This is a genomic window from Streptomyces albofaciens JCM 4342 (assembly GCF_008634025.1).
Classification (GTDB): domain Bacteria; phylum Actinomycetota; class Actinomycetes; order Streptomycetales; family Streptomycetaceae; genus Streptomyces; species Streptomyces albofaciens.
On the sequence record NZ_PDCM01000001.1, the window covers coordinates 2,455,674 to 2,468,433 of the forward strand.

The window sequence follows — 12,760 nt, forward strand, 5'->3', positions numbered from 1 at the left end:
AGCGCACCTGTGGAGGGGACGACGATGACGGCCCGATCGGCGAAGGCGGCGCCGCCGCGCCCGGCCCGGCGCACCGGCTTCGGTCCGCGCCCGGCGCGCGGCGGCGGCCCCCGCACCCCGCGGGGGTCGTACACCCGGCTCAGACGGGCCTGGGACCGGCCGCTGACCGCCTACTACCTGGTGGTCGGCGGCAGTCTGCTGATCACCGTGCTCGGCCTGGTGATGGTCTACTCGGCCTCCCAGATCAAGGCGCTCCAGCTCGGCCTGGCCCCGACGTACTTCTTCCGCAAGCAACTGCTCGCGGCGGTGCTCGGCGGCATCCTGATGCTGGTGGCGGCCCGGACGACGGTCCGGGTGCACCGGACGCTGGCGTATCCGCTGCTGGCCGTCTCGGTCTTTCTGATGACCCTGGTCCAGATTCCCGGGATAGGGGTCGCGGTCAACGGCAACCAGAACTGGATCAATCTGGGCGGTCCCTTCCAGATGCAGCCCAGCGAGTTCGGCAAGCTGGCCCTGGTTCTGTGGGGCGCCGACCTGCTGGCCCGCAAGCAGGACAAGAAGCTGCTGATGCAGTGGAAGCACCTGCTGGTGCCGCTGATCCCGGTGGCCTTCCTGCTGCTCGGCCTGATCATGCTCGGCGGCGACATGGGCACCGCGATCATCCTGACCGCGATCCTGTTCGGGCTGCTGTGGCTGGCCGGGGCCCCCACCCGGCTCTTCGTGGGCGTGCTCGGCGCCGCCACCGTCATAGGAGCGCTGCTGATCAAGACCAGCGCCAACCGGATGGCCCGGCTCGCCTGCATCGGCGCGACCGACCCCGGGCCGCAGGACCAGTGCTGGCAGGCCGTGCACGGCATCTACGCGCTGGCCTCCGGCGGGTTCTTCGGATCCGGGCTCGGCGCGAGTATGGAAAAATGGGGTGAACTCCCTGAACCGCACACCGACTTCATCTTCGCCATCACCGGGGAGGAACTGGGGCTTGCGGGGACGCTGTCGGTGCTCGCCCTCTTCGCGGCTCTAGGCTATGCGGGTATCCGCGTGGCCGGACGCACGGAGGACCCCTTCGTGAGGTACGCAGCGGGAGGCGTGACCACCTGGATCACGGCCCAGGCCGTGATCAACATCGGTGCGGTGCTCGGTCTGTTGCCGATCGCCGGGGTCCCGCTGCCGCTGTTCTCCTTCGGGGGCTCCGCCCTGCTGCCGACGATGTTCGCCATCGGTCTGCTGATCGCCTTCGCGCGTGACGAGCCCGCTGCACGGGCGGCACTGGCCATGCGGCAGCCTGTTTTCGGCAGGAAACTGGCTGGGGTGAGACGGAAGACGATGAGACGGCGCGTCAAGAAGCGGCCGTCCGGAGAGCGGTGAATTTCGGTGCATGTCGTACTCGCCGGTGGGGGGACCGCCGGCCACATCGAGCCCGCGCTCGCCCTCGCGGACGCCCTGCGCAGGCAGGACCCGACCGTGGGGATCACGGCACTCGGCACGGAGAAGGGGCTGGAGACCCGGCTGGTGCCGGAGCGGGGCTATGAGCTGGGCCTGATTCCGGCCGTACCACTGCCGCGCAAGCCCACGCCCGAACTGATCACCGTCCCCGGGCGGCTGCGCGGCACCATCAAGGCCGCCGAGCAGATCCTGGAGCGCACCAAGGCGGACTGCGTCGTCGGCTTCGGCGGCTATGTCGCGCTGCCCGGCTACCTGGCCGCCAAGCGGCGCGGGGTGCCGATCATCGTGCACGAGGCCAACGCCCGTCCCGGGCTGGCCAACAAGATCGGCTCGCGGTACGCCAAGTACGTCGCGGTCAGCACCCCGGACAGCAAGCTGCGCGACGCCCGGTACGTGGGCATCCCGCTGCGCCGCTCCATCGCGACCCTGGACCGGGCGGCGGTCCGGCCCGAGGCGCGGGCCGCCTTCGGGCTGGACCCCAACCTGCCGACGCTGCTGGTCTCCGGCGGCTCGCAGGGCGCCCGGCGGCTGAACGAGGTCATCCAGGCCGCCGTGCCCGCGCTCCAGCGCTCCGGCATCCAGGTGCTGCACGCGGTCGGCCCGAAGAACGAATTGCCGCATGTGGACAACATGCCCGGCATGCCCCCCTATGTACCGGTACCGTACGTGGACCGGATGGACCTCGCGTACGCCGCGGCCGACATGATGCTCTGCCGCGCGGGCGCGATGACCGTCGCCGAACTGTCCGCCGTCGGACTGCCCGCCGCCTACGTCCCGCTGCCCATCGGCAACGGCGAACAGCGGCTGAACGCCCAGCCGGTGGTCAACGCTGGCGGCGGACTGCTCATCGACGACGCGCAGCTGACGCCGGAATGGGTGCAGAGCCAGGTGCTCCCGGTGCTCGCCGACCCGCACCGGCTGTACGAGATGTCCCGCGCGGCGTCCGAGTTCGGCCGCCGGGACGCGGACGAACTGCTGGTCGGCATGGTGTACGAGGCGGTCGCCGGCCGCTGACGGAATACGCGGCGCCGCCCCGGGCCCACCCGGGGCGGCGGCCGGAAGGAGAGGGAGCGTGGCCGGACCGACGACCGCCCGGCGCGGCGAGAAGAAGCCCGGGCGCTCCCGCCCGCCCGCTTCCGGGAAGGCCGGCGGCTCCGGCGGCGGGGGCGGAGGCGGGAAATCCGGAAAGTCGTCCGGCCCGAAGAACGGCGGGTCCGCGCTGCGCGGCCGGTTCCGGCTGCCGCCCCGCCGCGTCCTGATCATCACACTGGCCGGCGCCGCGCTGCTGGCCGGTTTCGGCGCCTGGGCCCTCTACGGCTCCACCTGGCTGCGCACGGAAGAGGTCAAGGCCACCGGCACCAAGGTTCTGACGGCGGATGAGGTCGTACGGGCCGCCGCGGTCCCGATGGACGTCCCCCTCGCCTCCGTGGACAAGCGGGCCATCGCCGAGCGGCTGCGCGCGGAACTCCCGCGCATCAAGTCCGTTGTGGTGTCGCGCTCCTGGCCGCACACGGTCAGCTTGAAAGTGACCGAAAGGGAGCCGGAACTCCTTATTCAAACGGGCGGAAAGTTCGTCGAAGTGGACGCCGAAGGGACGCGTTTCGCCACCGTCGCCACCGCCCCGAAGGGCGTCCCGCTTCTGGAAATGGCCGTACGCGACAGCCCGAGCCTGCGGAGGTTCGGCGCCGACCGGCTCCGCGGCGCGGCCGCGACCGTCGTCACCGCCCTGCCCAAGGCGGTCCACCAGGACGTTCGTACCGTTCAGGTGCGTTCCTACGACTCCATCACACTGCGGCTGACGAACGGCCGTACCGTCGTCTGGGGGAGCGAGGAACGCAGTACGGCCAAGGCCAAGGTGCTCACCGCCGCGCTGAAAGCGGCGCGTGACGCGCGCCACTTCGATGTGAGTGTGCCCACCGCACCCGCGGTGTCCGGGAGTTGACGTGCGTACCCGCAGGCCAGCACCCTGGATGGCTACCACTATGGGTGATCACATAGGGTGAAAAGAAAAACGGGAGGTTCGGCGTGTTCGTTGAACGTGCGCCACTTGTCGACTTAGTGTCTCGTTCCAAAGAGTCCCAGGAACACAGGCACTGGTAACCCTAAACTTCAGCGTTAGGGTTCGGGTCGGCACAACGAACCGTCCCATCGGCATCAGTCGACGACCGCACCCCGGTGCGGCGGCGACACGTAACTCGAGGCGAGAGGCCTTCGACGTGGCAGCACCGCAGAACTACCTCGCAGTCATCAAGGTCGTCGGCATCGGCGGCGGTGGCGTGAACGCCATCAACCGGATGATCGAGGTCGGGCTCAAGGGCGTCGAGTTCATCGCGATCAACACCGATGCACAGGCCCTGCTGATGAGCGACGCCGACGTCAAGCTGGACGTCGGCCGGGAACTCACCCGTGGCCTGGGCGCCGGCGCCAACCCCGATGTCGGCCGCAAGGCGGCCGAGGACCACCGCGAGGAGATCGAGGAGGTCCTCAAGGGGGCCGACATGGTCTTCGTGACCGCGGGAGAGGGCGGCGGCACCGGCACCGGCGGCGCGCCCGTCGTCGCCAACATCGCGCGTTCGCTGGGCGCCCTGACGATCGGTGTGGTCACCCGCCCGTTCACCTTCGAGGGCCGCCGGCGCGCGAACCAGGCCGAGGACGGCATCGCCGGCCTGCGCGACGAGGTCGACACCCTCATCGTGATCCCCAACGACCGACTGCTGTCCATCTCGGACCGCCAGGTGAGCGTGCTCGACGCGTTCAAGTCCGCGGACCAGGTACTGCTGTCGGGTGTCCAGGGCATCACCGACCTGATCACCACCCCCGGCCTGATCAACCTGGACTTCGCCGACGTCAAGTCCGTGATGTCCGAGGCGGGCTCGGCCCTGATGGGCATCGGCTCGGCGCGCGGCGACGACCGCGCGGTGGCCGCGGCGGAGATGGCGATCTCCTCGCCGCTGCTGGAAGCCTCCATCGACGGCGCACGCGGTGTGCTGCTCTCCATCTCCGGCGGCTCCGACCTCGGTCTCTTCGAGATCAACGAGGCCGCGCAGCTGGTCAGCGAGGCGGCCCACCCCGAGGCGAACATCATCTTCGGCGCGGTCATCGACGACGCGCTCGGCGACGAGGTACGGGTGACGGTCATCGCGGCGGGCTTCGACGGCGGGCAGCCGCCGGCCCGTCAGCAGACCGTGCTCGGCAGCCAGAACACCGGCAAGCGCGAGGAGCCGGCCCCGGCCGCCGGCCGCCCGGCCCCGCAGGCCGAACCGCGGCCGTCCTCCTTCGGCGGCCTGGGCTCGGTGCCCGTACGGGACGAGGAGCCGGCCCCGGCCGACCCGTCCCCGCTGGGCGAAGTGCCGCCGCCCCCGACCAGCTCGCCGCAGGTTCCGCCGGCCCGTCCGTACTCGGACACCACGGCCGAGGAGCTGGACGTCCCCGACTTCCTGAAATAACCGAAGTCCCGACGTGATAGGGCAGCAGCACCCGGTGCTGACGAACGACACGAGCGGCGCGCACTTCGCCTTCACCGACCGGTGGGGCGGGGTGAGCGCCGCTCCGTATGCGGAGCTCAACCTCGGCGGCGCGGTCGGCGACGACCCGGAGTCCGTACGGACCAACCGCGAGCTGGCGGCCAAGGCGCTGGGCCTGGACCCGGCCGGGGTCGTCTGGATGAACCAGGTGCACGGCCGGGACGTCGCCGTGGTCGACGGACCGTGGCGCGACGGCGCCGAGATCCCCCGTGTCGACGCGGTGGTGACGGCCCGCCGGGGCCTGGCCCTCGCCGTGCTGACCGCCGACTGCACCCCGGTGCTCCTGGCCGACCCGGTCGCCGGGGTCACCGGCGCCGCCCACGCGGGGCGCCCGGGCCTGGTGGCCGGGGTGGTCCCGGCGACCGTCGAGGCGATGACCGCGCTCGGCGCCGACCCGGCGCGCATCGTCGCCCGTACCGGACCCGCGGTCTGCGGGCGCTGTTACGAGGTGCCCGAGGCGATGCGCGCCGAGGTCGCCGCGGTGGTGCCCGAAGCATGGGCCACCACCTCCTGGGGCACGCCCGCGGTGGACATGGCCGCCGGGGTCCGTGCCCAACTGGCCGCGCACGGCGTACAGGTGGGTGAACATTCCCACATCTGCACGCTGGAGTCGGCGGACCACTTCTCGTACCGGCGCGACCGCATCACCGGGCGGCTCGCGAGCTATGTATGGCTGGATGCTGAGCTGTGACGGATCGTAAGGCGGAACTGGCCGACAACCTGGCGCGCGTGGAGGAACGAATCTCCACCGCCTGTGACAAAGCCGGTCGCAAGCGTGCGGACGTGACCCTCATCGTGGTCACGAAGACCTACCCGGCGAGCGACGTCCGGCTGCTCGCCGAACTCGGTGTCCGCCACGTGGCGGAGAACCGGGACCAGGACGCGGCACCGAAGGCCGCCGAGTGCTCGGATCTGTCCCTCAACTGGCACTTCGTCGGACAGTTGCAGACCAACAAAGTACGATCTGTGGTCAATTACGCCGATGTCGTGCAGTCGGTCGACCGCGTCAAGCTGGTGACGGCGCTCTCGAAGGAAGCCGTCCGGGCCGGCCGGGAGCTGGGCTGCCTGATCCAGGTGGGACTTGACGCCGAGTCGGGCGACAACGAGGGGCGGCTCGGCCGGCGCGGCGGGGTGGCCCCGGCCGGGGTCGACGCCCTCGCCGACGCGATCGCCGACGCCGAAGGGCTGCGCCTGGGCGGTCTGATGACGGTGGCTCCGCTGGCCGGCCCGTACGCCGGGCACCCGCGGGCGGCGTTCGAGCGTTTGATGGAAATCTCATCCGGCCTGCGCGGGAACCATCCTGCTGCGAACATGGTGTCAGCAGGGATGAGCGCGGACCTTGATGACGCCGTGGCCGCCGGGGCGACACATGTGCGCGTCGGCACCGCGGTACTCGGAGTCCGACCACGGCTCGGGTAACGTCGCCAAGCAAGTCGGACCACAGCACAAAATATGGTCATTGCCTCCAAAAGGAGGGCAGACCACGTGGATTCACGGCGCCCGGTGACGGAGCCGATCCACCACAGAGCGGAGGACGCAGAGAATGGCCGGCGCGATGCGCAAGATGGCGGTCTACCTCGGCCTCGTGGAGGACGATGGGTACGACGGCCGGGGGTTCGACCCCGACGACGAGTTCGAGCCCGAGCTTGACCCGGAGCCCGATCGGGGACGGCGACAGCAGACCCAAGTACCCACCGAACCGCACCCGGAACGGGACGAACCGGTACGGGTCACCCAGCCTCCCGCGCAGCGTGAGTCCGCACCGCCGGCCGCCGAAAGCGGACGACCCGCCCGAATCGCCCCCGTGGCGTCCATCACACCCGACCGTCCGAACCTGGAGAAGAACGCACCGGTGATCATGCCCAAGGTTGTGTCCGAGCGGGAGCCCTACCGCATCACCACATTGCACCCTCGGACCTACAACGAAGCCCGTACCATCGGGGAACACTTCCGTGAGGGCACTCCGGTGATCATGAATCTCACGGAGATGGACGACACGGACGCGAAGCGACTTGTCGACTTTGCCGCCGGTCTGGTCTTCGGCCTGCACGGCAGCATCGAGCGGGTGACGCAGAAGGTGTTCCTGTTGTCTCCTGCTAACGTCGATGTCACGGCGGAGGACAAGGCCCGCATCGCAGAGGGCGGGTTCTTCAACCAGAGCTGAGACGCAACACCGGGCACACCAGGCCGAAAGGCCCCAACACGACAGCAAGGCAAGGGGAGAGGACAGCGCGGATGAGCATTGCTGGGCAGGTGATCTACATCGCGTTGTACTGCTTCCTCATCGTGTTGATCTTCCGGCTGGTGATGGACTACGTCTTCCAGTTCGCCCGTTCATGGCAACCCGGCAAGCCAATGGTGGTCGTTCTGGAGGCCACCTACACTGTCACTGATCCGCCACTCAAGCTCTTGCGGCGGTTCATTCCGCCGCTGCGTCTCGGGGGCGTGGCGCTCGACCTGTCCTTCTTCGTATTGATGATCATCGTCTACATCCTGATCACCGTCGTGAGGTCGGTGTTGTTGGTGTGAACGATACGGTCTTGCCGATTGCCGACGACTACGTTGAGGTGAAGTAGAGATGCCGTTGACCCCCGAGGACGTGCGGAACAAGCAGTTCACGACCGTCCGCCTCCGAGAAGGCTATGACGAGGACGAGGTCGATGCCTTCCTCGATGAGGTCGAAGCCGAACTGACCCGCCTGCTGCGCGAGAACGAGGACCTGCGCGCGAAGCTGGCCGCCGCGACGCGGGCCGCCGCGCAGAACCAGCAGCAGAACATGCGCAAGCAGCAGGACCAGCAACAGCAGGACCAGCAGCAGCACCAGCAGGGCAGGCCCGGCGCTCCCGTGCCCGCCGCCATATCCGGACCGCAGCCGGTGCCGCCGCAGCAACAGCAGCAACAGCAGCAGTTGGGCGGCCCACCGCAGCTGACCGGAGGAGCCCCGCAGCTCCCGGCCGGGCCCGGTGGCCACGGTCCCGGCCCGCAGGGCCCGCACGGCCCGGGTCCGATGGGCCCCGGTGGTCCGCTGGGCGGCCCGATGGGCGGTCCCGGTGGGCACGGCGGCCCGCAGCTGCCGCAGCCGGGTCAGGGGCCGGGCGGTGACAGCGCCGCTCGCGTGCTCTCGCTCGCGCAGCAGACCGCCGACCAGGCGATCGCGGAGGCCCGTTCCGAGGCCAACAAGATCGTTGGTGAGGCGCGGTCGCGTGCGGAGGGTCTGGAGCGGGACGCCCGCGCCAAGGCGGACGCGCTGGAGCGGGACGCGCAGGAGAAGCACCGCGTCGCGATGGGGTCGCTGGAGTCGGCCCGCGCCACGCTGGAGCGCAAGGTCGAGGACCTGCGCGGCTTCGAGCGCGAGTACCGTACGCGGCTGAAGTCCTACCTGGAGAGCCAGCTGCGCCAGCTGGAGAACCAGGCCGACGACTCGCTGGCGCCGCCGCGGACGCCGGCGACCGCCTCGCTGCCGCCGTCGCCGTCGATGGCTTCGGCCGGCGCCGGGTCCATGGGGGGCAACCACTCCATGGGTGGCGGGCAGTCGATGGGCGGTCACGGTGGGGGCTCGGGGAGCGCTCCGTCGTACGGTGGGCAGCAGCAGATGTCGCCGGCGATGACGCAGCCGATGGCTCCGGTGCGGCCGCAGGGGCAGCAGCCGATGCAGCAGGCGCCTTCGCCGATGCGTGGGTTCCTGATCGACGAGGACGACAACTGACGTAGGCGCGCGTTGCGCGTGGTCGGCAATCAGGGCCGGGTCCCCGGGGGTTTCCCCCGGGGACCCGGTTCTTTTGCGTTCGTCCGGTCCGGTGGGGGTGCGCGTCTGCGCGGTCTGTCCGGTGGGTGGGGGCTCGGGGCCCCGCAGGGGTCACTCTCCCCCAGCCTCCGGCCGGGGGGACCCCCACGTTGCCTGGTGCGGCCGAAATGTATGGACGCAACCGGGGCTTCGGTCGCCTGCGGGGAGACCCCTACGTGTCCCCGAGCCCGCGCCGTATGCGGCTTTCCATACGTTTAGGGATAGGTGGCACGGAAAAGCCCATTTCGCCTGTACGGCAACGGCCCCCGACGCGTCCTGCGCCGGGGGCCGTTGGTTACGCGGTGGGGCCTACGCCTCCGTCTTCCGCAGGCGGAAGGTCAGGGACAGGGACTCGTCCTCGAAGGCCGGGCCGTACGTGTCGTCGGCCTCGCCCTGGGCGAAGTCGGTGGCCAGGACCTCCTCGCCGATGAGGGACTGGTGGTCGGTCAAGGACGTGCGGACCTCCTCGTCGGTGGTCTGCCAGCGCAGGGCGATCCGGTCGGCGACGTCCAGGCCGCTGTTCTTGCGGGCCTCCTGGATGAGGCGGATGGCGTCGCGGGCCAGGCCGGCGCGGCGCAGGTCCGGGGTGATCTCCAGGTCGAGGGCCACGGTGGCGCCCGTGTCGGAGGCCACCGACCAGCCCTCGCGCGGGGTCTCGGTGATGATGACCTCGTCGGGGGAGAGGGGGACCGTTTCGTCGTTGACCGTGATGGTTGCCGTGCCCTCGCGCAGGGCGAGGGAGAGGGCAGCCGCGTCGGTTTCGGCGATGGCCTTGGCGACTGCCTGGACGCCCTTGCCGAAGCGCTTGCCCAGGGCGCGGAAGTTGGCCTTGGCCGTGGTGTCCACCAGGGAGCCGCCCACCTCGGAGAGGGAGGCGAGGGTGGAGACGTTCAGTTCCTCGGTGATCTGGGTGCGCAGCTCGGGGGAGAGCGTCTCGAAGCCGGCGGCCGCCACCAGGGCGCGGGAGAGGGGCTGGCGGGTCTTGACGCCGGACTCCGCGCGGGTGGCGCGGCCCAGTTCGACCAGGCGCCGGACCAGGACCATCTGCTTCGACAGCTCGGGGTCGATCGCCGACGGGTCGGCCTCGGGCCAGGTGGAGAGGTGGACCGAGTCGGGGGCGTCGGGGGTGACCGGGACGATCAGGTCCTGCCACACGCGTTCGGTGATGAACGGGGTGATGGGGGCCATCAGGCGGGTGACGGTCTCGATGACCTCGTGGAGGGTGCGCAGGGCCGCGGCGTCGCCCTGCCAGAAGCGGCGGCGGGAGCGGCGTACGTACCAGTTGGAGAGGTCGTCGACGAAGGAGGAGAGGAGCTTGCCCGCGCGCTGGGTGTCGTAGTTTTCGAGGGCGTCGGTGACGCCCTGGGTGAGCGCGTGCAGTTCGGACAGGAGCCAGCGGTCCAGGAGGGGGCGGTCGGCCGGGGCGGGGTCGGACGCGCTGGGGGCCCAGCTGGAGGTGCGGGCGTACAGGGCCTGGAAGGCGACGGTGTTCCAGTAGGTGAGGAGCGTCTTGCGGACGACCTCCTGGATGGTGCCGTGGCCTACGCGGCGGGCTGCCCAGGGGGAGCCGCCCGCCGCCATGAACCAGCGGACCGCGTCGGCGCCGTGCTGGTCCATGAGCGGGATCGGGTCCAGGGTGTTGCCCAGGTGCTTGGACATCTTGCGGCCGTCCTCGGCGAGGATGTGGCCCAGGCAGACGACGTTCTCGTACGAGGACTTGTCGAAGACGAGGGTGCCGACCGCCATGAGGGTGTAGAACCAGCCGCGGGTCTGGTCGATGGCCTCGGAGATGAACTGCGCCGGGTAGCGCTTCTCGAACAGTTCCTTGTTCTTGTACGGGTAGCCCCACTGGGCGAACGGCATGGAGCCCGAGTCGTACCAGGCGTCGATGACCTCGGGGACGCGGGTCGCGGTGCCCCGGCAGGTGGGGCAGGGGAAGGTGACGGCGTCGATGTAGGGGCGGTGGGGGTCGAGGTTCGAGTGGTCGGTGCCGGTGAGGTCGGTGAGCTCGGCGAGGGAGCCCACGCAGGTGAGGTGGTCCTCGGCGCAGCGCCAGATCGGGAGGGGGGTGCCCCAGTAGCGGTTGCGGGAGAGCGCCCAGTCGATGTTGTTGTTCAGCCAGTCGCCGAAGCGGCCGTGCTTGACCGACTCCGGGAACCAGTTGGTGCGCTCGTTCTCGCGCAGCAGGGCGTCCTTGACCGCGGTGGTGCGGATGTACCAGGACGGCTGGGCGTAGTAGAGCAGGGCGGTGTGGCAGCGCCAGCAGTGCGGGTAGCTGTGCTCGTAGGCGACGTGCTTGAAGAGCAGGCCGCGGGCGTCGAGGTCGGCGACGAGGTGCTCGTCGGCCTTCTTGAAGAACTGGCCGCCGACGAGGGCCAGACCCTCCTCGAAGGTGCCGTCGGGGCGCACCGGGTTGACGACCGGCAGGCCGTAGCCGCGGCAGGTCTTGAGGTCGTCCTCACCGAAGGCCGGGGCCTGGTGGACCAGGCCCGTACCGTCGTCGGTGGTGACGTACTCGGCGTTGACGACGAAGTTGGCGCCCTCCAGCTCGACCAGGTCGAAGGGGCGGCGGTAGGCCCAGCGCTCCATGTCGCGGCCGGTGAAGGTCCGGCCGGTGGTCTCCCAGCCCTCGCCGAGGGCCTTTTCGAGGAGGGGCTCGGCGACGACCAGGTTTTCCTCGCCGTTGGTGGCCACGACGTAGGTGACGTCCGGGTGGGCGGCGACCGCCGTGTTGGAGACCAGGGTCCAGGGGGTGGTCGTCCAGATGAGGAGGGCCGCCTCGCCGGCGAGCGGGCCCGAGGTGAGGGGGAGGCGGACGAAGACCGAGGGGTCGACGACGGTTTCGTAGCCCTGGGCCAGTTCGTGGTCGGACAGGCCGGTGCCGCAGCGGGGGCACCAGGGGGCGACGCGGTGGTCCTGGACCAGCAGGCCCTTGTCGAAGACCTGCTTGAGGGACCACCAGACCGACTGGATGTAGTCGGGGTCCATGGTGCGGTACGGGTCGTCCAGATCCGTCCAGTACCCCATCCGGGTGGTCAGCGCGGCGAAGGCGTCGGTGTGGCGGGTCACCGACTCGCGGCACTTGGCGTTGAATTCGGCGATGCCGTACGCCTCGATGTCCTTCTTGCCGTTGAAGCCCAGCTCCTTCTCGACGGCCAGTTCGACCGGCAGGCCGTGGCAGTCCCAGCCGGCCTTGCGGCCGACGTGGTAGCCGCGCATCGTGCGGAAGCGGGGGAAGACGTCCTTGAAGACGCGGGCCTCGATGTGGTGGGCGCCGGGCATGCCGTTGGCGGTCGGCGGACCTTCGTAGAAGACCCATTCGGGCCGTCCCTCGGACTGCTGGAGGGTACGGGCGAAGACCTTCTGTTCCCGCCAGAAGTCGAGCACCGCGTGCTCAAGGGCGGGCAGGTCTACCTGGGCGGGTACCTGGCGGTACTGAGGCTGTGACATCGGGGCGTTCCTCCGGCGGACACCTGCTGCGTTCTCCGTCCGGAGGGACGAGAGCCTGGGCTCCCGCGGTACCACCCTCCTTGGCGGTGCGCTGTCCACCGCCCCCTCATTAGGGCCGCGAAGCCGGTTCTACTGGCCGTCGGGGCCGTCTGCGGGCACCCCTGCGGTTTTCTTCCGGCGGCTCCGGGCTGATCTTCACGTCGTGCACGCCTCCGGGCTCGCACCGTCCCCGGATCGCTGATGGCTGCGTACGACGCTACTCGTCCCATCCGCGCCTTTCGCTTCCCCCAGTGTACGGGGCACCGACGGCGCGGACCGACCGGTTTCCCGGGCTGCGCCGACTGAGGTAGCGGGCGCCGAGGACGTGACCCGAATGGCGATACGCAGGGCGCGGGAGTCGGCGCCCGCGCGGCGGGCGCGCCGTGCCGGCGGCCGCCCGCGCCCTGGGCTGGCGGATTACCGGGCGGGCAGGGGGGCACAACCGATGCAGACCGGGCTCCCGCGTGGGGAGACCGGGTGGGAAAGGGCGGTGCGTCCCGTTGCCGCGTGCCTTGAGGCG

Annotated in this window: 10 protein-coding genes; 9 read left to right on the forward strand and 1 reads right to left on the reverse strand. The window is 70.3% G+C overall.

Going from position 1 to position 12,760, the window contains the following annotated elements; genetic code table 11:
• The first annotated feature begins 24 nt into the window (after window positions 1–24).
• The 9 genes from ftsW to CP973_RS11140 all read left to right on the forward strand — a co-directional run bounded on the left by ftsW (window position 25) and on the right by CP973_RS11140 (window position 8,673).
• Window positions 25–1,365, forward strand: coding sequence for a putative lipid II flippase FtsW (gene ftsW, locus CP973_RS11095; RefSeq protein WP_150239758.1), 1,341 nt, complete (start codon window positions 25–27; stop codon window positions 1,363–1,365).
• Window positions 1,366–1,371: 6 nt separating this feature from the next.
• On the forward strand, window positions 1,372–2,457 hold the full coding sequence (murG, locus tag CP973_RS11100) for an undecaprenyldiphospho-muramoylpentapeptide beta-N-acetylglucosaminyltransferase (RefSeq protein WP_150239760.1): 1,086 nt from the start codon (window positions 1,372–1,374) through the stop codon (window positions 2,455–2,457).
• Window positions 2,458–2,515: 58 nt separating this feature from the next.
• Window positions 2,516–3,385: a cell division protein FtsQ/DivIB gene (locus tag CP973_RS11105; protein WP_150239761.1), complete on the forward strand. Its 870-nt coding sequence runs from the start codon at window positions 2,516–2,518 to the stop codon at window positions 3,383–3,385.
• A 274-nt stretch (window positions 3,386–3,659) separates the two neighbouring features.
• Entirely contained in the window at window positions 3,660–4,889 is a 1,230-nt protein-coding gene (gene ftsZ, locus CP973_RS11115; RefSeq protein ID WP_150239765.1) for a cell division protein FtsZ, read from the forward strand.
• Window positions 4,890–4,902: 13 nt separating this feature from the next.
• Entirely contained in the window at window positions 4,903–5,658 is a 756-nt protein-coding gene (pgeF, locus tag CP973_RS11120; protein ID WP_425281956.1) for a peptidoglycan editing factor PgeF, read from the forward strand.
• Window positions 5,655–6,386 (forward strand): YggS family pyridoxal phosphate-dependent enzyme, encoded by a 732-nt coding sequence (locus tag CP973_RS11125; protein ID WP_150239769.1) that lies wholly within the window; start codon window positions 5,655–5,657, stop codon window positions 6,384–6,386. Before pgeF ends, CP973_RS11125 begins: the two co-directional genes overlap by 4 nt.
• A gap of 124 nt (window positions 6,387–6,510) precedes the next feature.
• Window positions 6,511–7,131 carry a cell division protein SepF gene (gene sepF, locus CP973_RS11130; protein WP_030371863.1) on the forward strand — a complete coding sequence of 207 codons (621 nt, stop codon included), beginning with the start codon at window positions 6,511–6,513 and terminating at the stop codon, window positions 7,129–7,131.
• A gap of 71 nt (window positions 7,132–7,202) precedes the next feature.
• Entirely contained in the window at window positions 7,203–7,496 is a 294-nt protein-coding gene (locus tag CP973_RS11135; protein ID WP_003986336.1) for a YggT family protein, read from the forward strand.
• Between the two features lie 49 nt (window positions 7,497–7,545).
• A complete protein-coding gene (locus tag CP973_RS11140; RefSeq protein WP_150239771.1) occupies window positions 7,546–8,673 on the forward strand; it encodes a DivIVA domain-containing protein in 1,128 nt (375 codons plus the stop codon).
• Between the two features lie 387 nt (window positions 8,674–9,060).
• Here CP973_RS11140 and ileS read toward each other — a convergent pair whose 3' ends face one another.
• A complete protein-coding gene (ileS, locus tag CP973_RS11145) occupies window positions 9,061–12,201 on the reverse strand; it encodes an isoleucine--tRNA ligase (RefSeq protein ID WP_150239773.1) in 3,141 nt (1,046 codons plus the stop codon).
• Window positions 12,202–12,760: the final 559 nt, after the last annotated feature.

Coding starts and splice junctions, on each gene's coding strand:
- ftsW (WP_150239758.1), top strand. CDS start 25: ATGACGGCCCGATCGGCGAAGGCGGCGCCGCCGCGCCCGGCCCGGCGC.
- sepF (WP_030371863.1), top strand. CDS start 6,511: ATGGCCGGCGCGATGCGCAAGATGGCGGTCTACCTCGGCCTCGTGGAG.
- CP973_RS11135 (WP_003986336.1), top strand. CDS start 7,203: ATGAGCATTGCTGGGCAGGTGATCTACATCGCGTTGTACTGCTTCCTC.
- CP973_RS11140 (WP_150239771.1), top strand. CDS start 7,546: ATGCCGTTGACCCCCGAGGACGTGCGGAACAAGCAGTTCACGACCGTC.
- ileS (WP_150239773.1), bottom strand. CDS start 12,201: ATGTCACAGCCTCAGTACCGCCAGGTACCCGCCCAGGTAGACCTGCCC.